This window comes from Lamprobacter sp., from assembly GCF_034860625.1.
In the GTDB taxonomy this organism is placed as follows: domain Bacteria; phylum Pseudomonadota; class Gammaproteobacteria; order Chromatiales; family Chromatiaceae; genus Lamprobacter.
On sequence record NZ_JAYESN010000001.1, the window covers coordinates 1 to 25,833 of the forward strand.

Consider the following 25,833-nt stretch of genomic DNA (forward strand, 5'->3'; position numbering starts at 1 on the left):
CCTAGGCTGCAACAAATCAACACCGCATACACCCCAACGCTGGGCTTCGGTCTTCAGCGTGAGGACGGGCATACTGCTTGTAAAAACTTGATCGTCTGCTCGATTTTGCATTGGACAGCAGGGGCTCCGACAGCCTTACCATGTTGTGCGAATGCGTTACGCACCAATTCGGCAGTCGGGCGCCAACGGTTGGCATAAGGCCAGTTCAGCGCAAGATGCGCGCAACTGGAGCCGGCCTTCATCGGCACCGGATACTCGGCCAAGAGTCGTTGTGCCACCAGATACTCGATATCGGCCAGATCCGGTATCTGACCAGCATAGCTCTGGGTCAAAGCCTGGTAGTGACCCACGCATTCTTTCGCAACCACCGCCCCCGACCATGCCTGCTGCTTTTCCAGCGCATGCGCATCGACCAATCCCCGGCCAAGAAAGGTCAGCATTCCATTGGATTGGACCCCACCCAGCGCCGATTGAAAACTCGAGAACGGCCCATGCGCAATGGCCCCGCGCAGCGGTAAACCGGCAAAGAGACAGGACACCAGCAGATTGCGCGTGGTCGCCACCAGATCGACGAAGGACTTCATTGAATCGTTGTCCGTCCAGAGCAGCACCGTGTCGGAGACCAACAAGGAATGTACCCGCGCCTGGTTGAAATCGGCCACCGCAACCCCTTGGTCATTTTGATCGACCACCTGTCGGGTCGCTCCAAAGCTGAGTGACAATTCCGCGCTCTGGGTAAAGGCCCTCTGGTAAATGCGCACGAGTTTTAAGTGTTGATTAGCGCGCACTAGGGAAGAAAAGCCGAGAATATCGCAGAACGCAACATAACGGTCTTGATCATCCAACGCCATCATTGCATTTCTTTCTCCTCAGTACCTTGAATCGAAACACGCAAAAATGGACCCGAAGCCCCCTTTAAATTCAACACTGGTTTGACCTGCTGACCGCAAGAAGTAGTCAGCAAAGTTGTCCGTTGTTAGAAAATGTTGAGGTCGGTATCTAAGAAGCTTGCTCCAACCGTCGCCAGGGTCATGGTTCCAACAATGCCCATACCGGATTTAGCGTCACCAACTTTCGTGTCAGAAAAATTGAACACATAGAGCTTATTGTCGCCTGTGCTACGTCCCACTGCGACACCTATGCCTGACTGTTGATCAATCATTTGAGCCAGGCCTCATTTGTTTTCTCTTACCGCCGTTCCAGGCCATGTCTCAATGCTTGGGCGTATCGCCAAAATCAAAGATCAAGCCGCTGTCGTCGTTCTCCAAGAAGGGCTCCAGCGCGGGCGCGGTGGACGGATCAGGCGTGGTGCGCAGCAAGTCGAGCTGGCGCAGGCGGCGCACCAGGCCGAGCGAGAGCCAGTGCGCATGGAGCAGAGGCAGCACGCCGAGGGCGCGAAGCTCCAGGTAGGCGCTGTCGTCAAGGGCGTTGACGGTGGCCTCATCGACCTTGTGGAGCCCGGTCAGGCGCACGGCCGGGGCTTGGCCGACGCGCTCGACGCGCAGTTCCCAGGGCACCAGCAGGCCACGCTCGTCGAGGGCGGCAAGCTGGCGCTGCAGCTGCTGCTTGCTGCCGTACTGGGCCTTGAAGAAGTCGAGCAGACTGGTCAGCGCGGCGGTCGGCTGGCCTTGGTCGTCGAACAGGCGCGCGGCCTGCTGCGGGTCGGTGGTGCGGGCGTCGACCAGGTGCGGATCGGCCTCCAGTACGTAAAGGGTGGCTTGCTCGGCCTTGGCGGCGCGCAGGCTGAAGGGATGAGCGCGGAGGTCGGCGGGGATGTAGTCGGCCAGCCAGCGCCCTGAGGCGGGATCGACGAAGAGGTTCTGGCGGGCGTCGAGCCCGAGCAGCAGGGCGGCGCTCCACTGTGCGTTGTCGGCCACGAAGGCGATCGGGGCCAGCTGAGCGGCGCGCGCCAGTTCGCTGGCGCTGATCGGCACCCGTTGGCGCTCGGCGGCGAAGCGGTAGTCGCGCGCATGGCGCACGGCGAGCTGGGCGTGGGTGTCGGCGTTGAGCGGCACCCAGTGGGATGGGCTGTCAGACATGCTAGGGGCTCCTCTGGCAGGTGCAGGATGGATGCCTGCACGAAAAAAGCCTTGCCCCGAGGGGCAAGGCTTACGCGGGTTGCGTGACAGGCCGCGCGTTGGCCTGCCGATGAGGGTCAGATGCCGAACACGCTCTCGGCGGTGCTCTGGTCCGTGATGCCGGTTACGCCAGTGAGGGTGAGGAAGTAGTCACCATCGCCAAAGGCGTCGTCAGCACCATCTGCATTACCAAATATGCTATTCGCATCGGTGATGATGTGTGTGCTGCCTCCAAACTGGAACAGATAGCCTTCGACGGTAGCGCCATTGTCGGTAGACAATTCAAAGACATTGGTGATCTGCGTACCCGACGCAGTGACACCCGCGCTCGAGAGCCAGCTCACGATCTCAGTCCGAGCGTCGGTCAGATCAGTGCCGCCATCATTGGTGAGACGTGTACTGACGTCATCCCAAGTGAAATCAGCCGTCGTTTGCGTGTCACGACCGACGACGAAGCCGTCGATGAGGCCGCGGACCTTACCGTTCGTTATAGTATCGAAGGTGATCGTGTTACCGCTCGCGCCACCCACCAGATCGATGTTGAAGGTCGCCGTGCTGCCATCTGCTGCATCACCCGTTACCGTGATGGTATCAGACTGACCGCCGCCGTTGACTGTCGCCTCGTCCGTGACGGTGACATCGATGGTGTTTTCGCTGCCGTTCGCACCGGTGATCGTCGCCGTTTCCGAGGACGTATTAGCACCTACTGTGATCGTTAGCCCCGTGCCGGTCGCCTGAACGAGTCCAGAGGCATCGATGGTGACGTCGTCGGTGGCGTCCGCAGCAAGCGTGGTCACGTCACCTTCGACAGCGCTGACGTCGATGGTGACGTTGCGGGCTGCGTTGGTCGCTCCGATTGGGCTGACGGTCACCGTGCCGAAGTCCGTGCCATCGCGCAGCGAGGTTCCGCTCAGATCGACGCTGACATCGCGTAGATCACCATCCGCGCTTGCCATCGCGCCGATCGTCAGTGCTTCGGTCTCATCTCCAGTCACGGACGCAGTGACATTTACGTGGCGGGCATTGGTAATCACACCTATTGTGAGCGTCCCTGCGTCGACCGCAGCATTCAAGGTGAGGTCACGGGTTTCGATGGCGCCTAGCGTCACATCACCGGTGATATCGGTCAGCGTGATGCTGGTATTGGCGCTCTTGTTGTCCGTAATCGTGCCCACGTTCAAGGCCGAGGGAACCGCCGTTGTGCCGGTCAGTCCATCGGCGGCAAAGGTGAGACCAGTGGTCTTGGCTCCACCGCCCAAGTTGCCGAGCACGACCTGACCAGAGCCGTCCAGGGTGATGTTCTGCGCGGCGGCCAGATCGACCCCGGTGAAGGTTCCGTCAGTGGTGACCTCAAGATCGGTGAGGGCCGTCAAGGTGCTCCCTGTTAGATTCAGATCTGACTCGGTTGCTACAGTCAGCGAGTCCAAATCGGCTGCGGTCAGGTTGAGGTCACTGTCCTCAGTTGCATGGTTGAACGTCATCACCGCGTCCAAGGCATTCGTGCCTAGAGCGACGGTAGATAAGGTAACCTGACCGTCGGCGATGATCTCGAACGAGGTCGCGTTGTCAGCGCTGACAGCGCCTTGATAGCTCGACATCTCGGAGACTTCGAGCGTCAGCGCTGCGGCCTGATCGGCGGTAATGCCGGTGTTGTTGTCTTGCAGCTCGGTGGCACCGGCGTCTGCCTCGACCGACGCCCTGGTCTCAGCGCTGTTGCCGACCGCTAGGGAGCCGCCATTGGTATTTTCACCTTCGAGGGTGACACCAAGGTTGACGTTGCCGAGGTTGTTCGCCACGGCGGCACCTACAAAATCGTCCGCCAACTCGATATTGGTCAGCCCGGTGACGTTGATGCCCGAGAAGACCAGCGCGTCGCTATTGCCCTGAAGACGTAGCGTCTGGATGCCGCTCATCTGATAGGTGGTTGTGGTCGCGCTGACGCCATCCAAGGTGAGCGAATTGGCGCCCTCGGTTCCGCCCCTGATCTCGGCGGCACTGACTAAGGAACCGCTATCAATCATGAGCCCGAAGTTTCCGGTCTGGGCGCTGGCGTCGACACTGGACACCACATTACCCACTAACGCCGTGGCGTCCAGCGCCAGATTGCCCTCGCCCGAGGTGGTGATGGTTTCGTAGCCGTTATTATCCAACGCTACCCAGTTGTCGCCGGTCACCATCGCGGTGAGGTTTTCGATGCTGTCGTTTGCATCGTCCGCCGTCACGGTCACGTCATTGTTGCTCGACCCCAGGTTCTCGAAGCCAAGGTTGAGGGTACTACCACCCGGCGTGGTTACCCCTGCCTGGAAGGTCAGGGTGGCGGTCCCGCTGGCGCGATCAGCGAGGTTGATCATGGGGGCCAGGCTGGCCAGCTCGCTGAGGCTCAGCGGACCGCTCAGGTTGTAGGTCTGCACGCCCTCGACGCCGGTGGCGTTGAAGTTGCGGACCGACGAACCGGAGTTGGTGAGGTTGACCGTCTGGACATTGGTCAGACCGCCGTCACCGTTGAAGCCGGCGAAGGAGGCGTTCATGGTGACATCGAGGGTGTTTTCGCCACCACCGCCGTCGATCTGGTCGGTCGTGTTCAGTGTGCGGTCGGCGGAGCTTGCGGACACTTCGCCCTCAATGGTGTTGTTCTCATCGGTGCTGAGGAAGATTTCTCCGTCAAAGGCCGAGGGATCAGCCGGCTCTTCAGGGCCGACGAAGTCGGTACCTGGAGTGAGCGTGAGGGTCACGCCGGGCGGGGCGACTGCAGCCTGGGCCTCGTCTCTGGCCGCATCGAGCTGAGCCGGGGTATACCCATTCGCCCCGGTCGGGGCGAGGGGACGTTCCCCGACTGGACTTAGGATAAAGGTAAAGATGGGCGCTAAGTTGTTGAAGGCCGGAGTCGTCTCCGCCTGGTCGTTCTCATCAAAGCTGACCTGACGGCTCAGCACACGCGCAAACACCGCTTGTAACTGTGGATTCAGAACAACCGGAGCGCCGTGATAGCCGTCGGCCAAGGCCTGCATGAATGTGTTGACAAAAAGGGTCGCGTTTTCAGTCGCCATGATGGTCTCCAAGAGCATTGACAGAGTTGTGGAAGCGTGGTCGCGCTAGCCTGGCGTCATCGAATTCGGAATGATCGTTAGTCAAGTTGAGAGCCGGAGGAGGGAAGGTTGCATCCGCAATCGCGAACACCAAGGCCGCCAGTGGGCGGACCTTGGTGTATCAGAGGCCGTTAGCGCCCCGGACGCGGATTAGAGCACCAACCACTCAGCCGCTTCCAAGGAGTTGACCAAGCTCGCCCCGTCCGTGGTATCCAAGCCCAGCGCGGCGGCATCGACGTCTGCCAACGAAAAGAGGGCGAATGGAACATCGTTCGCACCGAGCTTCAAGAAGATGTCCAAATCACCGACATCCGGGGTTGCTTCGTCTGGCGTGAATCCGGAGCTGACCGGGTCAATGGTGAGCTGAATCCCTCCTCCGAGATCCAGGTCTTCCAGATTCAGAATATCGCCAACCGCACCCATCGCTCCAGCCGTGAAGTTGGTGATCAGGCCAGTCACCGCGTACATGCTGCCTTCACCCGGGCCAAGTGGCTCGACGTTGACATCGAAGGTGACGTAGTCGACGTCGTTATCCAGACGGATTTGATCCGCATCTTCTGGATCGAAGTCAATGGTGCCATCCACCCAGACACCGTCCATCACCTCGGTGACGCGCGTATCCACCGGTTCTTCGAGTTCCTCAAAGTTGAAGACACCAGGCTGCGCAAGCTCCACACGATCGACAAGCCCTTGCTGGCTTGGTGTGTATGCAATGGTCGAACCCACGGCATCGGTCAGGGTCAACGGTTGACGCGCCTCTGCTCCATCAACGATGTCGGCGTTGGCCGGAGCGGAGAGCACAGCCCATTCATCCTCGAGGCTGTACTGACCGACGAAGTTCACATCCTGATCCCTCAACGCAAGCAGGTCACGGGCTTCCTGGACCGTCACCAGCTCCGTGTCGAACAATTCGACTGCAGCCGCTGCGGTGACCACATCATCAACCGTTCCGACGTTGCCGAGGATGTTCTCAGCGGTGTCTTCGATGCTGTACTCAGCGGGCAGCTCTACCGCGTCTATCGCCTCCTGCACGGTGAACACATTGACGTCTGGCTGCTCCGGCTGCCACTCGAACTGAGCCCCGTTCTGGGCGCGTTCGATGACAGTGATCTGGTACGGGGTCAGTTCGCCCAGATCGGTGCCTTCCGGGGGGGCGTTCAGGGTCAGCGTCCTCGCCTCATCAACGATCGCGCTGTTGTCTTCGTCGCCGAGGTTGCTCCAGCTATCCTCTAGGTCATAGAGGTCACTGAAGTTGTCCAGGCCGCGCATCTGGCCAGCCAAGGCAACGGTGGTTGCTTGGCTCAGCGAGACCAGGTTGGCGCCGGTGATGACGAGCATCTGGCTTGCCGCGAGGATGTTCTCGGCGGTGTCCCGAATCTGCCAGGTAGCCGGCGGATCCTCACCGTCGAGCGCGGCTTGTGCCTCGGCAACAGTCAATGCCCCGACTGGATCTTGGGCATCGGCGACATCACGCAGGTACTCGGCAACCGCCACCTCCTTGGCGTCGGCGGCTGCGGTGCCGGTGATGCTGGCAGCGGTGATGCTGGTCAAGCTGCTGAACATGCGACCAAACTCCAGGGTGCCCCGCTCGGTCAGGCTGTAGGTCCACTCGTTGTCATCCGCATCCCAATCGCTGATGGTGCCGGAGAAGATCTTGGCGTTATCGTCGTTGAGACTCAGAGGGGCCAACTGCGAGCGGTTGTCCTGGCCGTTCAGGATGATCTCGCGATCCTTGATCAGCATGATCACGAACTGGCTGCCTTCCATCTGGTCGTTGTTGTTGACCGTGCCGGTGTTGACCAGGTTTTGACCCTGCTCCTGCAGGGCGCGCTGCACCATGGCGGCGGTTACGTCCTCGAAGCGCAGCGGGCGGTCGTCGGCATTCGCGGTCAGCTCAGTCCAGACAGCCGAGAGATTGACTGCCACCACGCTGTTGTGGTCGACGGCGTTGTTGACCAGCCCACTGAAACTGTACTGCGCCTGCTGCTGCACGCGGTCGAGGGTGCGATCGTTATTGACGGACGCACCGCGGCCATCGGCGATGGGGTCAAGATAGCCTCGGAAATCCAACGCGTCGGCGACGCCAGCGACGGCACCGGTGTTGAAGTTCATGATGACGTTGTGGCCGAAATTGTCATTGAGCACTACGGTATCGAAGCTGCCACCGGTGTTGCTGCTCAGGGCAATCACGTCCGTTCCCGCCCCGGCGTCGATGACGTTCTGGGTCAGGGTGTTGCTGTTGATGCCGGTTCTGACGTTCGCGACCTGATAAGGCGGCAGCTGGCCATCGAGCAGGTCCAGGTTGTTGTCTTCAACCGAATTCCACATCGCGTTGAACATGGCTTGTGCGTTGGCGACACCCGCATAGATACCGGTGCCACTGCCTTGGCCAATGCCTTCGGAGTTGGGGTACCAGGCCTGCCAAGCCGCTTCGAGGTCGGTCTCGGTCACCTGGCCGCGGCTGTCGAAGCGGATGTCGTCGGTGTTGTAGCGGTTGTTGGTGAAGTTGCTGCCGTTGATCTCCTCGGCATACTTGGGCGCGATGAAGTCGATGTTGAGGTCGCCAGGATTGAGCGCCCGCGCGACTTGCGACTCGATCATCAGCCCATAATCACGCACCTCGCTGACATCTAGCAGCTTGGACAGGCGCGGGTCGTCTTCAATGGCCTGCATGACGGCTTGGTTGATGCTTTCGGCCGAGGTGACGTAGTCGGTATAGTCGATCTGGACAGGGCCGGAACGAATACCCTGATATTCGACCACGACCGTGGTCTGGAACATCTTGTATTGCGTGTTGCCATTGCCGACCGGCCCCGAGGCGCTGGTGACGGCATTGACCAGCCAGGAGGCGGTGGCGCCACCGTTTTGCAGTTGCGTTGCCACCGTCACCGCGGTTGCTGGCGCTTGGTCGAGCCAGTCCCAATCGGTGCTGATGAGGTCGTTGCCAGCGCCGGTGGTGACATCGGTTGCGCCATAGCCGGCGACGTTCACCACGTTGTCACCACTGCTGGCATCGATGTCGATGTTCATCAGGTTGAAGTGGTTGGACGGCTGCGAGACGCTTGGGGCGAGCGAATGTTGGACATCAACCACGTCATCTCCGCCGCCGGTACGCACGGTGAGCGAAGACTGGCTAGAGGCGGAGACCTCTGGGTCCACGCGCACGGTAACAACGTCATCGCCACTGCCAGTGGTGTAGCTGTAGTGCTTGTCGTTGATGTAGCTGTAGTCTTGGTATGAAGGATTGCCCAGATTGACAATGTCGCCAGTAAAATCGACATCACCGCCACCGGTGGCGTTCAGGGTGGTGAGGTTTTGAACGGCAACACGCGAACCCAGGCTCAGATCGCCGAGGAACTCGTTGGCGTTAACCATCTCCAGGCTGGGCTGACCGAAGGGACTAACCGCTGGGTTGATGAGGGTGGCGGGAGTGCCGCGCACCGTCAGACTGGCGTGGCTGTCACCATCCACATAGTCCGGATGGGTCGAGATATGGATCTGCTCCAGATCGTTATTGGTGGTCCGCAGCGTTGCCAGGTTGCTCGGCTTGCTGTCGTCGCCATGGACGCGGACGTTGAAGACTTCGACGCCATCGGAGAACTGGCTGCCGGACTTGCCGCCAACGATGAGATCACCGCCTTCACTGCCGCGACCGACCTTGTGGAGTTCGATGTTGCTGGTGACCAGTTGGTCTTCGACCTCGAAGTCCGACCCTGAACGGGCCCAGATGTTGAAGTCGCCCGTTTCGTCCTCGTTAAAGCGAAAACCAACCGGCTCGACCGGAGATCCATCACCGGTGGTGAGTACGATGGATGGAACCTCGGAGGAACGCTGACCATTGTCCAAGAAGGTGGTGCGCGTGTTCTCTGTATCGAGCGTCAGGGTTGTGCCTGCCGGGAGCGTTCCGTTGCTAATGAGTTCCCGCAGCGCCGGCTGCAGCGCAGCGACGAACTGAGGGTGCGTGTCGGCCTCCAGTGCTGCTGGATCGAAGAGCGCGATTTCCGGCCCACCGGCGATCGAGAAGCGAATGCCGTCAACATTGTTGTTGGTCAGCAGCGGATCGCCCACGAGATCGGCGTCCTGATCGAGCAGCCAGAAGAACACGCGGCCCTCGGCGGCTCGGCCGGCGAGCAGGTAGTTCTCGTCAAAGTAGACACTCAGGTCCGAGGGGCCGCTGCCTGTATTGACGTTCTGGGTGTGATCCATCCAGATGGTGATCGCGTCGGTGTTGCGCGCGATGCCCTGGTTGGTCAGGGTGGTGAGATCTTGGATGGTCAGCGAGGCGTTGCTGCGGAACGAGCCGATATTGTTGATATCGACCATGTCTGCGGCATCCAGGGTGACGGTATTGAATCCCGTCGTCTGCAAGGCCGTGATTTTGACATCCTGGATGCGCGTGGTGGTTGGACGCACGGCGCCAATGCCGGTGACGAAGCCGTCGTTGATCAGCTCGGCTTGCAGGGTGTTGTTGCCGCCATTGCCGTCCAGCACGTCCCCGGTGTTGAGGGTGTTGCCATTGAGGAACTGGATGGTGCTGATCGGGGCGTCGAAGGTGTCTTCGTCTGCGGTGCCCACAAAGTCTGCGCCACGGTCAGCATCGGGCGTGAGCATGATGGTGTCGCCCGGCTCTGGCGTCGGTCCCGGCGGCAGGATGCCCGGATCGAAGGTCTCGATGACCTCGGTTGGCGTTGGGTTGGTGGCCAGGAAGTCCAGGCGCTCGTCGCGCACGGCCGTGTCAGCGCCCAAGTCGTTGAGGATCGCGATGCTGGAGACGTAGCCGAGATCCTGCATCAGCGAGTCGAGATCCATCGGGTCGGTGCCCGGGCTCAGATTCGACTGCGCGCCCATCTGCACGACATAGAACTGGGAGACGTCGACGCGGTTCTGTAGTTGATCTTGACGCAGCTGGGCGGCGGCCAGCTCTTCCGCGGAGAGGCCGGGGAAGTTTTCTGCAGTGATGTCGGCGGTGAGCACGCCGTAGGTGAACTCGGCGACGACCACGGAGCGCGCCTCGCCGGCGTTCAGCCTGTCAACCCAGAACTGCTGACCATCGGCATCACCTGGGTTGCCGCCAATGTTCAGGTACAACGCTTCAACAAAGCCGGCGTTGTCGACGTCGCCGTAGATGGCATCGAACGCGGGATGCTGGGAGAAACCGGCCGCCATCTGGTCCATCAGTTCAAAGTCGTTCAAGCCCGAGAGCTGGGCCTGGTTCAACCAAAAGTTGAACCCGTCCTGATCTGGGGCGCGGTTGAACATCGAGACGTAGAGGGAGGTAATGAGTTCTGGTGTTGTGGCCATGCTGATCTCCTAAATCGGGAGGGGGTCGAAATTCAGTAACGGTGCAAGGATAACAGGCTGAAGGTGACAAGTTCCAGCTTGTTGCGTAGGGGCGGCAGTCGGGAGCTTAGCGCGTGTGTCACGAAAAAACAAGCCGCGTCATTTATACCAACAGAGGCTTTCAAAAAGACGTTAAAGGTGGCGCTCAAGTGTGCACCCTTACACTGAAAGGCGTTTGTCGCTCGGCTTCCATACCACGTCGCGCGTAGAGCCTGGCGATGCGCGCCCAGTTGCGCGAGCGCAACAGTCGCGCTGCTGCGTCAGCTAGTCGGGTACGCGCTTGGGGGTCGGCACGTAACCGCATCAGCTCGGCGGCGAGGGCCTGGGCGTTGTTGACCGGCACTTGGGCGAGCGCTGCGCCCGGAAACTCGGCGAAGCTGCCGATGCTGTTCACCAGCGTCGGTAGGCCGTTGCTGAGCTGCTGCAGCAGCGCGCCGCTGGATTCGCCGCGGCTGTGCAGGCGCAGCGAGACGCCGAGATCGGCGAGGCGCATCTGTTGATCGAAGGCTTCATCGGGCAGGGCGCCGCTGTGTTTGTAGGCAATGCCGGCATCTCGCAGGCGGTTGCATTGACGTTTGAGCCAGGCCTGGTCGAGCGCGGCGCCGGCGAAGAGCAGCAGTAGCCCCTGGCGTGCGTCGGCAGGCAGCGTCACGAGGGCGTCAACCAACAGGCCAATGCCTTTGGAGGGGGCCAGGATGCCATAGGTGCCGATGATGAAGGCGTCTTCGGGCAGCGTCCAGCGCGCGCGCAGCTGGGCGCGCTCGTCGGCGCTGGCCGGTGCTTTCGGGCTGCGGGCGCCGTGCGGAAGGTAGAGCAGCGGCGGCGGGTTCTGCGACAGGGCCTGTCGCAGCAAGTCCTGAGCATGGCGAGAATGGACCACGCAACGCTGGCTATGGGTGGCGATGTGCCAGAGCAGGGCGTCCGCCAGCAGGGCGCTGCGCAGCGCGGGCTGGGGGGCACGCTTGAGCACGGCATTGAGGCGGGCCGCGGCCTCAGGGCGCAGCAGTCCCGCGATACCCCCTGGTAGCTGTTCCTGCGCCAGCCAGGCAAGGCCATCGAGCTGGATCTCGTGCAGGGTGACGGTGCCGGGGTAGCGCGCCAGCCAGGGCAGTTGGTAGAGGTGGAATTCGGAGTTGCCGAGCTGGTAGAGCACGCGGGCGTCGGCCTGGGGCTGGAAGGCTTCAGCCGGCACCAGCTCACAGACGTGCGCCAGCCGCGGCGGGATGTCACGGATCTGGCCGTCGATGACCCAGGTGATGCGGAAGTGGCGCGCGAGCTGCAGCGCGAGGTGGGCGCTGTAGTCGGCGATGCCGCTGGCCTGGGGCGGGATGGGCGCGAAGAAGACCAGGCGCGGTTTGGGCGCGCGGCGCCGGTGCCTGCCGGGCAAGTGCTGCTGTGCGCTGGCGGTGGCCAATGCGGGCGCGAGCACGGCATGGGCGCGCTCGGCCACTGCCGACCAGCGCAGCTCCGGGGCGCGGGCCTGGGCCTGGGCGGTGAGCGCCTCGCGCCAGGCGTGGTCGGTGAGCAGGCGCGTCATGACGCGTGCCATGGCGGCGCTGTCGCTAGCGTCGAAGCGGGCAGCGGGGTCAGTGACGAGTTCGATGAGGCTGGAGTTGTCGGCGGCGATGGCTGGGCGACCACAGACCATGGCCTCGGCGATGGGCAGGCCAAAGCCTTCGTAGTGCGATGGAAAGACCAGCGCCTGGCAGCGCGCGCAGAGGTGGCGCAGTTGGGCGTCGGAGATGTAGCCGGTCAATCGTACCTCGTCGTCGCCGAGGCCGGCACGGCGGACTTCGGCTTGGTAGCGCGTGCGCGCCGCCGGGGTGAGGCGACAGACGATGGCGAGCTGATGACGTTGGCGCAGCTCCGGGGCGATTGCGGCATAGGCGGCGATGAGACCGTCGAGGTTTTTGCGCCAGTCGTCGCCGCCGGTGTAAAGGAGGAAAGGTCGGCTGAGCCCATGCTCGGCTTGGGTGCGGTCGGCGTCGTCGGTCTCGGTGGCGGTCAGCGGATGAAACTCGGGGCTGACGGCACCAAAAATGGTATGCACGCGCGCGGGGACGAGATCAAGCCAGTTGATGGCATCCTGGCGGCTGGCCTCGGAGATGGCGAGTACCTGGTCGGACTCGCGCAGCAGCTGCAGCCGGGCGTGATAGCGCAATGAGGTGGCCGGGTCAGCCAGGTAGCGCTCGGCAAAGCGATAGGGAATGAGGTCGAAGAGGAGGGTGATCAAGCGCCGGCCGGCGAGGGCGTCGCGGCTGTCAGGCACGGCGACGCCGGGGTCTTCCTCGAACGGGCTGGCAATGAAGACGGCGTCGCAGCCCTCGAGCATGGCGCCGTAGCGCAGGGCGTTGCGCTGGCGCGCGGCGCGCGTGTCGCCGGGCTCAAGGTCTTGCAGCAGGCGCAGCTCGGCACCGTCTTGCTCAAGCGCCTGGTGCACCCAGCCGCGGCGCGGCAGCGGGTATTGGCCACTGGCCAGCAGCACGAGCGCTGTGCGTGGGCGCAATAAGGGCCAGAGGGCCTCGCACAGGTTCCACACGTAGCGGCCAATGCCGCGCTGCGCGGAACCTGGCGATTGGCAGGCCTGCAGGTCGATGGCGAGTGTGTTCAAGGCTTTCGCAGCAGGAGGCCGTAGTTGATGTAATGGGGACTCTGCAATGATTGCGCGCTCGCCACGACTTCAACCGGGTAGGTATAGAGCACCTGTTCTGGGACGAGGCCAGCCATCTGGGCTAGGAAGCTCAGGTATTCCACCGGCAACGGGCGCTGGTGGGTGGGGTCATTGTAGAACAGGCTGAGTGCCAGTGGATGCGCGGGATTGAGGGTTTCCAGCAGCAGCCGACCGCCGGGGCGGAGGGCCTTGGCGAGGGCCGCGAGCAGGGGGTCGAGCTGAGCGCGCGGGATGTGCTCGATGACCTGCATGAGCGTGATCAGGGCGTAGGTGTTGGACTGGGTGGCGAGCCAGTCGAGGCCATCGGCGCATTCGGCGAGCAGGCCGCGTTGGCGGCAGCGTTCGACCTCGTAGGGGTTGTTGTCGATGCCGAGCGCGCGCTCGCCTTGCTCGGCGAGGTAGCTGAGCCAGTCGCCCATGCCGCAGCCGACATCAAGCACCGGCCCCTGGGCGGGCAGCAGGTGGGGGCGATAGGCCTGGTATTGCGCGCGTAGGTTGGCATGACGCTCGGGTCCTGCGAGCTCGCCGAGGTAGAGCTGTCGCAGGTTGGCTTCATCAATCTCTGCGAACAGGGCTGGGTTGTTCTCGCGGGCAATGCCCTCGCGCGCGTTGCGCAGTAGGTCTGCCATGGGCTGGACATGCAGTGCCGGCAGTTGGCCGCTGGGGAGGTGCAGTTGGCTGAGCGCGTCGCGCAGCGGGGCGATCTGTTCGTTGGCGTGCTGGTGATAGGCCTGTAGATCGGCTCGCTGGTCTTGCAGATACGCGGCTTGCTGGCGCAGTTGCTCACCCTGCTGGTGCAGTTGCTCGCCCTGCTGGCGCTGTTGCTCGCCCTGCTGGTGCAGTTGCTCGCTGTGCTGGTGCAGTTGCTCGCCCTGCTGGCGCAGTTGCTCGCTCAGGCTGTGCTGATGCTGTTGTTGCTCGGCTTGAAGCTGCTCTAGCTGCATAACCTGCTGCTGTTGCGCCGCCTGCTGCTGTTGCAGTTGCTCAGCCTGCTGTTGCTGGCGCTCGCTCAGGGCTTGCTGGTGCTGTTGCTGATCGGTCTGCAGCCGCTGTAGTTGCGCGGTTTGCTGCTGTAAGCGCTCGAGCAGGGCTTGGTATTCGTGCTGGTGATGGTTTTGTTGCCGCTCGAGCACGGCGACCAGTTGCCGGGTATCGCCACTCCTGAGGAAGGCCCAGCCCCAGCGCAGAATCGGCCCAATCCCGGGCCTGGCGGCGAGCGAGCGCAGCAGCCGGCCGACACGTCGGCGCGGACTGGGGCGCGGTATCGCAATGCTGACGCTTGGGGTGGCAGCCGGCAGGGGGGGCGCCGAAACGGCCCCTTGCTGTGCGAGAGGGTGGCGAGACGAATCCGACATGACAGGAGGCGCGCTGAGGTGGTCGATGGTCTGCTGGGCGCTGACTCGCAGTCTGTGCTGCCGTAAGACGGGGCTGAGATCAGCATAGGCCTCGGCGTGGCACTGTTCTGGCAGCCGGGGCGCGACGCCACCGCCGATGCAGGCCAGGTAGCTGCCGCGAGGCAACGCTAGCGCGCCGACCGGTTCTGCGTCGGTGACGAGCAGGCGTACCAACCTGAGCCAGGCGGCTTCCGGCGGCTCGGCGCGCAGCACCGGGCTGGTGGTGCCAAGCAGCACACCGCGCTGGGCAAACCAGTCGAGGAAGGCATGGGCCTCGGGCGGCGGTGGAGCGGCTAGGATCAGGGCAGTGGCGAAGGGGCGGCTGGCCAGGTGATCGAGATAGCGGCTCCAGTCTGGAAAACACTGCAGGCGAAGCGCGAAGGCGGGGCCGAGCAGGTCTTCGGGCGCGCAGGGGCTGGGCGGTCCTATCCAGTCCAGCCGTTGGGGTCTCGCTGGCTGTTGTGGCGGCGACGACGCGATTGGGGGTTGCGACACGGACGTGACCGCGGACGCATCAGGAGATTCGACTGGGGGCATGCAAGCGTGGCGTTCTTCCTGAGCGAGTGCACCTGCGCCTACTAGGGCACAAGCCGCTGGGCTTCAACATCGAGCGCGACTATACCACCAAATGTGTGTTCGGATAAGGCAATGACGGTGAAGGTGGCTGCTGCGTCCCACCAGTCAAAGTTTTCGGTACTGTGCTCGACGCCGGTGTGCAGGGCGACGCTGATATGGTAGTCGCCGGGGCCGAGGGCGAGCCGGGCGATGTTGAATTGAACCCGGTGCTGCGTGCCGGCGGGCAGCTCGCGCAAGGGGAAGCGCAGGTGGTGGGTGTTGGTGCCGTGGATGACTTGGCCGAAGCGGTCGCGGATGCTGAAGCCAATGGTGAGCTCAGGCAGGCATTCATGGGCCTGGACGTTGACCCGGATGCAGCAGGGCTGGTTGACCAGGAAGGTGTCTTGAGGGCCGGCCTCAGTGCCAATGGTGACAGAATCGAGACGGGCGCGGCCGTTGCCATAGCGTGAGACGCCTTGGCTCGCCTGATGGTCGGCACGCTGGGTTTCCTGGCCGGCGAGCAGGCTGTTGTAGTGATCGAGCACGCTGCGCGGGTCGCCTTGGCTGATAAGGCGCCCGGCGTCGAGCAGCAGGGCCCGGTCACAGAGGCTGAGCACGCTGCCGCTGTCGTGCGAGACGAAGAGGATGGCGGTGCCGCCCTCGCGCAGCTGGCGCATGCGCTGGAAACATTTGTATTGGAAGTAGGCGTCGCCAACGGCCAGGGCCTCGTCGACCACCAGCAGGTCTGGCGCTTGCGCGGAGGCGACGGCAAAGGCCACGCGCATCTGCATGCCGCTGGAGTAAGTGCGCATGGGTTGGGTAAAGTGCTCACCAATCTCGGCGAAGGCCTCGATCGCGGGTAACAGGCATGCGCTAGCGGCGCTGTCGTGCCCCATGAGGCCGAGAGCGTGGCGGGCATTATCCAGGCCGCTACGCTCGGGATTGAAGCCCATGCCGAGCTCGAGGATGGCGCTGATGCTGCCCTGGAGCCGAACTTGCCCGGTGCTGGGGCGCTGGGTGCCGACGATGAGCTTGAGTAGGGTGCTCTTGCCGGCGCCGTTGCGACCGATGATGCCGAGCGTTTCGCCTTGGGCAAGGTTGAAGTCGATGTCGCGGAGTACCCAGTCTTCGGCCACCGGCTGCACCTTGGCGCCGAACCAGCTCAGCAGGCGCTGATAGCCCGAGGCGTAGCGCCGATAGGCCTTGCCGAGGCCTTGCACTTCGATCACGTTCATAGCTGGTCGACCAATTCGGCTTCGGCGCGACGGAAGAGCCATAGCGCGAGCACCAGCATCAGGCCAGCGAGCAGCGCGCTCGCAAGTAGGGCGCCAAGCGCGGGCGGCTGCTGGAAGGAGAGCACGTCTTGGTAGCTACGCACGAGGGGTTGCACCGGGTTGAGCAGCAGCCAGGGGCGCACCGAGTCTGGCAGAATCTCGGGCATGTACACGATGGGCGTGAGCCAAAAGCCGAATTGCAGCAACAGCTGCAAGACTTGCCCAACATCGCGCATGAAGACGTTCAGCACGCCAAGCACTAAGCCAAGCCCGAGGCCGAGGCCGGTCATGAGGACGATTAATAACGGCATCCACAGCAGCAAGCGAGTCGGCAGATGCCCAAGCAGGGTGAAGATGATGAGGATGGCGAGCAGCAGGCTGACATGATTGACGAGGGCGGTGCCGGCCATGATGATGGGCAAGCAGATGCGCGGGAAGGCGATCTTCTTTAGCAGCTCACCATTGCTGATGAACAGCGTCGCTCCGCTGTTGAGCAGCTCGGCGAACAGGCTCCAGGCGAGGATGCCGGCGCTGAGATAGATCGCATAGGCAAATTGGCTGTCGATGCCGGGCAGCTTGGCCGAGAGGATCTTGGAGAGGATGAGTGCGAAGAGGGCCACCTGGGCGAGCGGATGGATGATGACCCAGGCACCACCGATACGGCTGCGCGCGAAGCGCTGGCGCACATCGGCCAGGATGCTGCTGAGGATGAAATTGCGGTAGCGCCAGGCATCGCGCGCGAAAGAGCGCATGGTGAGGGCGACTGAGCTGTGTACGGCGCGTTTAATCATCGATCACGGCGACAGGTTTCTGTTTCGACATGCTTGGAATGATCCGGCTTAGCCTGGCGTTGGCGGTGATGCTATCGCACTTTCCCGGCGCTCGCTTGCGCTTCAATGTCGGGGTGATGGCGGTGGTGTGCTTCTATATCATCAGCGGTTATCTGATGCAGAAGAGCTACCTGCGTTTCCGCGCGCATGGGGTGCGCCCGATACGCGGATTTTATCGGGATCGGCTGCTGCGACTGATGCCGTTGTATTGGCTGGTGCTGGGGCTGAGCCTGGTGAGCCTGTGGCTGCTGGAGGTGCCGCCATGGCTGCCTCTGCTGGCGCAGGAGCCTGGGCTGTTGAGCGTGCTGCTGAACACGCTGTTGTTGCCGGCTAACTATGTGTTCCCCCCGTTGGAGATCCCTGCGCTGCTACCGCATCCGCTGATTCCGCCGGCTTGGTCGCTAGCGGCGGAGCTGCATTTTTATCTGCTGGTGCCGCTGCTGGTTGGGCTGCGTCCGGGCTGGCTGCTGGTGCTGGGCCTGCTGAGCCTGGGGGTGCAGGCGGCGGCAGTCGCTTATGATACGCCGGTCTTTGGTGCCGATGCCTTCGGCTATCGGTATCTGCCAGGGGTGTTGGTGTTTTTCATTTTCGGCCTGCTGTTGGCGCGCAGCGCAGGCGCGCTGGTGCTGTTACTTTGGGCGGCCGTGGCGGCCCTGTTCTTGGTTGTGGCACCGGCCTATGGGCTGCTGGGGCGGGGCTATGCGCAGGAGCAGTGGCTTGGTGCGTTGGTGTTTGTGCCGGTCTTGGTGTTGGTCTTGGGTGCGAAGCGACCGCGGCGCTTGGGATTCGACCGCCTATTGGGGGATCTGGCGTATCCGGTGTTCATCGCGCATTTTCTGGTCTTTCTCTGGGTGGGGCAGTGGCTGGAGGTCGATGACCCGCTGTTTTGGCCCGCGAGCCTGGCGGCGGTGCTGGGCTTGAGCCTGCTGCTGAGCCAGGTGCAGCGGCTTTTCGAGCGGCGCCGTCTCGCATTACGAGGATTTGACTCGTTGCGCGGTGGCGGTGGCGGTGGCGTTGACTTCGTCCATCAAACTTTGTCAATCAAGCGGCGTTAGGATACAGAATAGGTTCATGCGTATGTCGATCGCGTTTATTACGGGTATTACAGGACAGGACGGCTCTTATCTGAGCGAGCTGCTGTTAGCCAAGGGATACGAGGTGCACGGCGCCGTTCGGCGCACGAGCACGCTCGAGCGCAGTCGGCTGGCGCATCTCTATCATGATCGTGAGATCTATAACCAACGCCTGTTCTTGCACTACGCGGATCTCGATGATCCGACGACCTTGCGCCGGGTGCTGAGCCGGGTCAAACCACAGGAGGTCTATCACCTTGCCGGGCAGAGCCACGTTGGCCTGAGCTTCGAGATCCCGGAGACGACCTGTGAATTCACCGCCATGGGGACCTTGCGCTTGCTCGAGATCCTGCGCGATCTGCCCGATGCGCCGCGCTTCTTTCACGCGACCTCGTCAGAGCTCTTTGGGCGCCCGCAGCAGGCGCCTCAAGATGAGTCGACGCCGGTCAATCCGGTGAATCCCTATGGCTGTGCGAAGGCCTTTGCGACCCAGATGGTGAAGGTGTATCGGCAGGCGCATGGGCTCTTTGCGGTCAATGGCATCCTCTACAATCATGAGTCTCCGCGACGCGGCGAGGGCTTTGTGACGCGCAAGATTTGTCGGGCGGCAGCGGCGATCAAAGCCGGGCAGCAAGACAAGCTAATGTTGGGCGATACCTCTGCCCAGCGCGACTGGGGGCATGCGCGCGATACGGTGCGCGGTATGTGGCTGTCGCTGCAGCACGACAGCGCCGATGATTATGTGTTTGCCACGGGTCAGCTGCACAGTGTTCAGGATGTGTTGGAGCAGGCGTTTCATGCCGTTGGCCTTGACTGGCGAGCCTATGTCGAGACGGATCCGGGCATGCTGCGCCCGTCTGAATCCTTCAATCTGGTTGGCGATGCTTCTAAGGCGCGCGCTCGGTTGGGCTGGGAGCCCGAGGTGAGTTTTGAGGCGCTGATCCATGAGATGACCCAGGCCGAGCTGGAAGCGCTGAATGCTTGATTTGCCGTGAATAGAGGCTAGCATCGCATCAATCCAATGCTTCACGATCCTCGAGGCGAGCGACCAAACGCGAAATCTCTGCGGCTAGATCATGGGAGGCGGCGAAGCCTAGGTCAGTGCTGATTCGTTTTGCATCATACCAGGCGTCTGACCTGAGCTTTTCTAGGGTCTCCAGATTTAACCCGATACCCCGCCGCGTGAGCTTTTCGATACCGGTACCCAAGACTGCTGCAGCGCCTAGCAGCCATACCGGAACGCCCCATGGAGGCGGCTGCCGTCCACAAGCTCGCGTGGCCTCTTCGTAAATCCACCGCGTTGAGTAACTGTTGCCATCGGTTGCTAGGTAGGTCTTTCCATTGGCTTGCGTAGAGCTCAGGCACAAAAGGAGCGCGCTGACAACATCGTTCACATGGATCGCTGATCGCCGGTTGGGCCGATTCGGCCAAGGTGGAAATCGTCGACGGGCAATGGCTCTGACCATGCGCGGAATGTTGCCGGTATCATCGATGCCATACACCATCGGGATGCGCAGCACTGTGGTCTGTCGGCCTTGCGCTTCTCCTGCGGCCAAGACAATGCGCTCCGCCTCCAACTTTGCCCTCCCGTAGAGGGTTTGGGGTTCGCAGCGCTCTGCTTCGTCGGCAGGGGCTGCAGCTCCGCTGGTATCGCCCATGGCCTTGACGCTGCTCAGATAGACGAGACGCTCGGTGGTCGCAGAGGCCATGGCGTTGATCAGCGCTTGCGTGCCAGTCGCCGTGACAGCCCAGTGACCTGGCGCGTTATACCGATCGACACAAGAGAGGGGTGGCACATAGCTCGCGAGATGAAAGACGGCCGCAACCCCATCGAGGGCTGATGTGAGTGTGTCGGGCTTGAGCAGATCCCCATAGCAGAGATCGATCGCCAAGTTGCCGAACAGTGACTTTGCCTGCGCCGGCGTCCGTGTGAGACCGCGTACCTGGGCACCAACCCCAAGCAGCCTTGTCGCGAGCACAGACCCGATTCCGCCAGTCACGCCAGTGATCAGCGCCACTCGGCCTCTGAGCCAACAATCCTCTCGTTCTTCTATCATGCTTGACCTGCGCGAACGCGCCGCCGAAACCCTATTCGCCCTAACAGAATACCCACACTCGTCGCTAAAAAATGCAGCCAAATGCCCAGCAGTACAAGCATTCGTATCGGAAAAGAGAACGATGGGGCTTGGAACCGCAAGAAGAAACGCGCCATGCCTCGATGTTTATGCCACTCGACGAAAAAAGGTCGGCGATGGCTACAGGCGCCTTTGTAATGCGTGACCCAGACGAAGGGCACAAAGTACAAAGACCAGCCGGCCTGGACAAATCGCACGAACCAATCAAGATCCTCGCAGTGCAGGAAGTAGCTGCTATCAAGAAGCCCGACGTCGTTTAACGCCTTGCGGCGAACCATCATGAATGATCCAGAGATCGCTTCAACCTTGATGGCTGTCGATGGTAAGGGTTTATCGATCTCGCTGAGACCTTTAATCCCTGGAAGGCCAGCTAAGAGTTTGTCTAACCGCAGCACACCGACGAATGCGCTCCAGGGAGTCGGTATCCGACGCCGACTAGCATGCTGCTCAGATCCGTCAGGATTCCGGATGACACATCCAGCCATGCCGCCGTCTTGGTGCTTGGTGAGCACCTTCAAGACGCCTTCTAGAGTCGCTGCTTCGACAATGCAATCAGGATTCAGAAACAACACAAATTCGGATGTCGAATCGGTCTTGGCAAGCGCTCGGTTGTTGCTTTCCGAGAAGCCCAGGTTCTTTCCATGACGAATGACTTGAACACCGGGATGATTGCCACAGCGTAAACTGAGCAACGCTAGGCTGTCGTCAGTTGATCCATTGTCACTGACAATAACCTCCACGGCAACCGTCGACGCCAAGACTGCTTCAATACAGTCCGCAAGTAGTGGTCCGGCATTATAATTAACAACGACGACAGAAGTCAGCACAGTCATGTCAACCCGTTTTTGGTATCCAAATCTTCAACCCTTAACAGAGTTGCCAGCATGGACCGCGCCGCCTCAAAGCTAAAGTGGCGCCGCGTCACTTCAAGTCCACCTGCAGATAAGATCCGCCATAAGTTCTGATCCTCAATGAGACGCGAGATGGCATGCGCAAATGCCTCCGGAGAATCGGCAAGCAGGGCAGAGGCGCCATCTTCAAGGAACATCCCTTCAGCAGCCATCGTGGTTGCCACAACCGGAAGACCATTGGCAAGACTTTGGTTGATCTTACCCTTAACCCCAGCTCCATAACGCAAGGGCGCCACTGACAGTTTAGCGCCCCTGAAGTAAGGCGCGATCTGTTCGACCTGGCCAAGAATGTGAACACGCTCACTTGCAAGAGCGCGAATCTTCCTTGGAGGTTCTGCTCCAATCACAGAGAGTGTGAGTGTTGCATGCTTAGCGACCACCAGGGGCCAAATATCCTGGCAGAACCATAATACCGCATCGATATTCGGGGGATGAGCGAATGCACCGATAAAGATCACCCCTGATCGATCAGCATCGCCTGGAATATCAGACTCGACTTGGTGGATATTCGAGAGCAAGCGAATATCTGCGCTTGGCTTGAGTTCTTTGAGGAGGTCACGCTCGATACTGCTGACGACAAGTGTCGTATCAGCCTGCTCTATTAAGCTTAACTCCTCGCGGCGCCGATTAGCTGCAATATTCCGCGCGTGCTGATTGTTCATGAGGTCAGAATAGCGTTGTTCACGCAAAAAATGTAGATCGACGGTATCAAATACACAGCGCGCTTGGGGAGCATATCGCCGCACGTCGGCCATAGAGCGGGAGGCGGTATCTGCGCGACTCAGAACAATCATTTCGTATCGCCCACCGCATTCTGCGAGATGACGTCTGATTGATTTAACGCAGGGGCGATAAAGCACCTCGACGCCCTTCTGTTGCAGATTTCGAACATACGGCTGTGGGGCCTCAAGATTAGAAGCCGCAAAGGTCACCTTGCAGCCGAACTGCTGCATGATCTCGATCATGTTGACCATCCTTTGCGAGCCCGATTCGCGATCCGGCATCAACAGATAGCTATCAATAATCAGGACAGGCTGGATCTGTCTAGACGCCTGGTGATGATCTATGTCGATAACCGGAGCTTCATGTCTTGGGAACTCGGCATTCCAGCGTTTGAGGAACCGCGCCTGGTCAGCCTGGTCTGATCTGTCCCCCTGCGCTTCTGTCGCCGATTGAGCTTCTGCCGTCTCGCTGTCGCTATCGATGGAATTGTTGTTGCGGACAACAACGCATTCCGGCTGGTAAAGGATACGGAAGCCTAACTGCCTCGCCCGAAAGGCAAGATCTGCGCTAGCATAGTCTGCTGACCTGAAACGCTGATCAAAGCCATTCAGTCGCACGAAGAGGTCTTGACGAATGGCGAGGAGGGTATCAGAGACGCAATCGACCGCTCTCAGGTAACTGTACTCTGGACGGTAGGATAAATCGCGAAAGCCATGGCGATCGATTGAGCCATCTTGGCGGATACTCCGGCCCGCCTCCTGCAGTCTTCCGTCTGGAGACAGGATTTGGCCACCAACAAGCCCCACAGTAACGCCCTTGTCAAACGCAGCCACCAATGCATCAAGCCAGCCTGCTTGCACCTGTGCCTCGCTATTGACAAACACGAGGTATTCCGCCTTTGCAACGCCTGCCCCCAGGTTAAGGTCGTCAACCCAATTGGTTTTGGCCACAGCATCAAGACGAACAAGATGAGGCGCTTGCTTCAGAAGGGCCGTCATTTCCACACTCGAGCCATCATCGACGACGATGACCTCAAAACTGACCGCTGAAGGCGCCCTCTGAATACTGAACAAACAATGATAGGTATCATCGGCCGCGTTGTTCAGGGGAACAACGATGCTGACCCTGGGTTGCGGCGCCGCAGCAAGCTTGAGCGGTGGATATGGATGTGGTAAGCGATACACTGTTGGCCGCTGCGGAACCTTCAGCGGCACCGCGGCCAGCCGGCGACGAACCTTGCGCGCGAGTACAGCAGCACCCTCGGACTGCAAGACCCGCGCGATACGCGGCAACAAACCCAGCGTACGGCCTAGGCTTGGCGGTATCAGAGATCGCGGCATCTTTAGAGAGCGCATAAATTTTCTCTTTTTCCTCAAGCGGTTCCTGCCTCCCTTAGCCCTTAGCCCTTAGCCCTTAGCCCTTAGCCCTTAGCCCTTAGCCCAGCACATGACATCATGCACCCAGCTCAACGCCAAGCCTTGCTCACATGATAACCGAAGTTACAAAGCAGCCTGATTTACAGAGGCTAGAGTGGTCAACCAGCAAACAACAGCGCAACGAGGACCCTTCGCCAAGGGCGATTCTTCGCTCAACCATCGCGCATAGCGGATTGATAAAAAGTTTCGCACAACGTGAGGTTGTCGGGCGCTATCGCGGATCAGCCTTGGGCATACTCTGGTCGTTTTTTACGCCTGCGCTGATGTTGATGGTCTATACCTTCTTCTTCGGCGTCATTTTTCGCGCAAGATGGCCAAAAATGGGCGAGAGCACAGGTGAATTTGCATTAATATTGTTCGCCGGGCTTCTGATGTTCAATCTTTTTTCTGAGACGGTTAATAAAGCACCGACGATCATCGTGTCGAACACAAATCTCGTCAAGCGCGTGATTTTCCCGCTTGAGATTTTTGCGCAAGTCAATGTGCTGTCAGCGCTCTTCCATTTCTTTATCAGTTTGTTGGTGTGGCTTTTTTTCTACCTCATCTTGATCGGTTTGCCACCGATCACGATCGTTTGGCTGCCGATCGCGATACTACCGCTCTGCTTCCTGCTCCTGGGTTTGACCTGGCTGCTCTCATCGCTTGGGGTCTATCTGCGCGATGTGAGCCAAGTTGTCACACCCGTCACTGCCGCGATGATGTTCCTGTCGCCGATCTTTTATCCACTTGAGATGCTATCAGGGCCAATGCGAAGGATTGTTGAGCTCAGCCCCCTGACCTTTGCAGTCGAGACTGCGCGCGCTATCTTGATGTGGGGGGAGCCCATTGCTTGGCTGGCCTGGAGTATACATCTAACGATGGCGATGATGATCACGGCACTTGGGTTCGCTTGGTTTCAAAAAACCCGCAAGGGGTTTGCCGATGTCCTCTAATGCTGCCGCGATTATTGTCGAGAACGTCGGTAAGCGTTATCAAATCTATGCATCGCCGACAGACCGTCTGAAGCAATTTCTCTTACCAAGACTGACGCTGCTGCAGCGATGCCATCCGCAGGCGCTCTATCAGGAGATCTGGGCACTCCAAGACATCTCGTTTAGCGTTGAACGCGGCGAATCATTTGGCATCGTCGGTCGCAATGGCTGCGGCAAGAGCACCTTGCTTCAGATCATTGCAGGCACGCTCACTCCAACCACCGGCCGTGTCGCCACGCGTGGGCGTATTGCCGCGCTGCTTGAGCTTGGCTCAGGGTTTAATCCTGAATTTAGCGGTCGTGAAAATGTTTACCTCAACGGTTCAATTCTAGGGCTTGAGCGTGAGGAGATCGACGCACGTTTTGATGATATCGCTGCATTTGCTGATATTGGGACTTATTTAGACCAGCCTGTCAAGACGTATTCCAGCGGAATGCTTGTGCGCCTTGCGTTTGCCGTCCAAGTGCAAGTCGAGCCTGACATCCTTATCGTTGACGAGGCCTTGGCAGTCGGCGATGCCTTATTTCAGAAGCGCTGTTTTCAGAGGCTAGAGCAGCTGTTAGCTCGAGGTCTAACCTTGTTATTTGTCTCCCATGATCAAGAGTCGATCCGATCGCTGACTCGACGCGCACTGCTGCTGCAGACGGGCCGTTCTGTCATTGTCGATAGCTCAGCGAAGGTGCTATTAGCCTACCGAAAGCAATTACACGATGACGAGTCAGCCTACTTCTCATCGTTAGCGACCAAAACCCAGCGGCCAAACCCTAAAGCACAAAATCAACACTCATCTGAGTCTAAGCCAGAAGGCACAGGGACAACAGCGCAAACTGCTCGAAACGAAGCTGTTGTGAGCCGTAGCCAGGGTTTATCCTTTGGTGACGGAGGTGTTCATGTGATTGGTGTTGAAACACTCAACGCTGAAAACGAGACCTGTACCGTTTTCTATCCTGGCGAGCGGCTACGAATCCGTGTCCTATGTGAATCAACCATTGCCACCGATAAACTCAACGTTGCTATTCGCATACGGAACAAAGAAGGGCTAAAGATCTATTCCTGGGGAACACTAAACCAGGATATGGAGGTCATCAGGACGCAGGCAGGGACACCAACATTCTGGCATCGCTCTGTCTGCGCGGGAGAACAGTTTGAAGTCACACTCGACTGCATGCATTGTCCATTGGGCACCAACTTATATGAGGTGCAAGCCTCTGTCTCTTATGAAGGAAGGCCCGATTATACGCAACAGCGTATGTTGCACTGGGTCGACGAAGCTGCCTTTTTCCAAGTGCTGATGAAAACAGATGAGTATTTTTTTGGTGGCGCCGTTGATATGCGGATGAAGGCTATCTGGTAATC

At 60.3% G+C, this 25,833-nt stretch carries 16 protein-coding genes; 4 read left to right on the top strand and 12 right to left on the bottom strand.

Annotated features, from left to right (window positions below; all coding sequences use genetic code 11):
- Positions 1-53: 53 nt before the first annotated feature.
- The 9 genes from VBE63_RS00005 to VBE63_RS00045 form a co-directional block, all read right to left on the bottom strand.
- Positions 54-854 (bottom strand): hypothetical protein, encoded by an 801-nt coding sequence (locus VBE63_RS00005; protein ID WP_323680935.1) that lies wholly within the window; start codon positions 852-854, stop codon positions 54-56.
- Positions 855-976: 122 nt separating this feature from the next.
- Complete coding sequence (locus VBE63_RS00010; RefSeq protein WP_323680936.1) at positions 977-1,162, bottom strand: hypothetical protein; 186 nt, start codon at positions 1,160-1,162, stop codon at positions 977-979.
- A gap of 49 nt (positions 1,163-1,211) precedes the next feature.
- The gene (locus VBE63_RS00015; protein WP_323680937.1) at positions 1,212-2,039 is read right to left on the bottom strand and encodes a SapC family protein; all 828 of its coding nucleotides are present in this window, start codon (positions 2,037-2,039) and stop codon (positions 1,212-1,214) included.
- Between the two features lie 116 nt (positions 2,040-2,155).
- Positions 2,156-5,125, bottom strand: a complete 2,970-nt coding sequence (locus tag VBE63_RS00020) for a hypothetical protein (RefSeq protein ID WP_323680938.1) — start codon at positions 5,123-5,125, stop codon at positions 2,156-2,158.
- A 189-nt stretch (positions 5,126-5,314) separates the two neighbouring features.
- Complete coding sequence (locus tag VBE63_RS00025) at positions 5,315-10,465, bottom strand: DUF4214 domain-containing protein (RefSeq protein ID WP_323680939.1); 5,151 nt, start codon at positions 10,463-10,465, stop codon at positions 5,315-5,317.
- A gap of 184 nt (positions 10,466-10,649) precedes the next feature.
- Positions 10,650-13,115 (bottom strand): glycosyltransferase, encoded by a 2,466-nt coding sequence (locus tag VBE63_RS00030; protein ID WP_323680940.1) that lies wholly within the window; start codon positions 13,113-13,115, stop codon positions 10,650-10,652.
- Entirely contained in the window at positions 13,112-15,064 is a 1,953-nt protein-coding gene (locus tag VBE63_RS00035) for a class I SAM-dependent methyltransferase (RefSeq protein WP_323680941.1), read from the bottom strand. Before VBE63_RS00035 ends, VBE63_RS00030 begins: the two co-directional genes overlap by 4 nt.
- An 83-nt stretch (positions 15,065-15,147) precedes the next feature.
- Complete coding sequence (locus VBE63_RS00040; protein ID WP_323680942.1) at positions 15,148-16,359, bottom strand: ABC transporter ATP-binding protein; 1,212 nt, start codon at positions 16,357-16,359, stop codon at positions 15,148-15,150.
- On the bottom strand, positions 16,356-17,150 hold the full coding sequence (locus VBE63_RS00045; protein ID WP_323680943.1) for an ABC transporter permease: 795 nt from the start codon (positions 17,148-17,150) through the stop codon (positions 16,356-16,358). The genes VBE63_RS00040 and VBE63_RS00045 overlap by 4 nt, the downstream gene beginning before the upstream one ends.
- 77 nt (positions 17,151-17,227) lie before the next feature.
- On the opposite strand from VBE63_RS00045, the gene VBE63_RS00050 reads away from it, so the two are divergent.
- Together VBE63_RS00050 and VBE63_RS00055 are read left to right on the top strand one after the other, a co-directional pair.
- Positions 17,228-18,283 (top strand): acyltransferase, encoded by a 1,056-nt coding sequence (locus tag VBE63_RS00050; protein ID WP_323680944.1) that lies wholly within the window; start codon positions 17,228-17,230, stop codon positions 18,281-18,283.
- Positions 18,284-18,305: 22 nt separating this feature from the next.
- Entirely contained in the window at positions 18,306-19,286 is a 981-nt protein-coding gene (locus VBE63_RS00055) for a GDP-mannose 4,6-dehydratase (RefSeq protein ID WP_323681031.1), read from the top strand.
- A 28-nt stretch (positions 19,287-19,314) separates the two neighbouring features.
- On the opposite strand, the gene VBE63_RS00060 is transcribed toward VBE63_RS00055, so the two are convergent.
- Genes VBE63_RS00060 through VBE63_RS00070 form a run of 3 tightly spaced genes read right to left on the bottom strand, consistent with a single transcriptional unit; the run spans position 19,315 to position 23,425 of the window.
- Positions 19,315-20,358 carry an NAD-dependent epimerase/dehydratase family protein gene (locus VBE63_RS00060; RefSeq protein ID WP_323680945.1) on the bottom strand — a complete coding sequence of 348 codons (1,044 nt, stop codon included), beginning with the start codon at positions 20,356-20,358 and terminating at the stop codon, positions 19,315-19,317.
- On the bottom strand, positions 20,355-21,269 hold the full coding sequence (locus tag VBE63_RS00065; RefSeq protein WP_323680946.1) for a glycosyltransferase family 2 protein: 915 nt from the start codon (positions 21,267-21,269) through the stop codon (positions 20,355-20,357). Before VBE63_RS00065 ends, VBE63_RS00060 begins: the two co-directional genes overlap by 4 nt.
- On the bottom strand, positions 21,266-23,425 hold the full coding sequence (locus VBE63_RS00070; RefSeq protein WP_323680947.1) for a glycosyltransferase: 2,160 nt from the start codon (positions 23,423-23,425) through the stop codon (positions 21,266-21,268). The genes VBE63_RS00065 and VBE63_RS00070 overlap by 4 nt, the downstream gene beginning before the upstream one ends.
- Before the next feature lie 131 nt (positions 23,426-23,556).
- Here VBE63_RS00070 and VBE63_RS00075 point away from each other — a divergent pair, with 131 nt between their 5' ends.
- Both VBE63_RS00075 and VBE63_RS00080 read left to right on the top strand, forming a co-directional pair.
- Positions 23,557-24,438, top strand: a complete 882-nt coding sequence (locus VBE63_RS00075) for an ABC transporter permease (protein ID WP_323680948.1) — start codon at positions 23,557-23,559, stop codon at positions 24,436-24,438.
- Positions 24,428-25,831, top strand: a complete 1,404-nt coding sequence (locus tag VBE63_RS00080; protein WP_323680949.1) for an ABC transporter ATP-binding protein — start codon at positions 24,428-24,430, stop codon at positions 25,829-25,831. The genes VBE63_RS00075 and VBE63_RS00080 overlap by 11 nt, the downstream gene beginning before the upstream one ends.
- Positions 25,832-25,833: the final 2 nt, after the last annotated feature.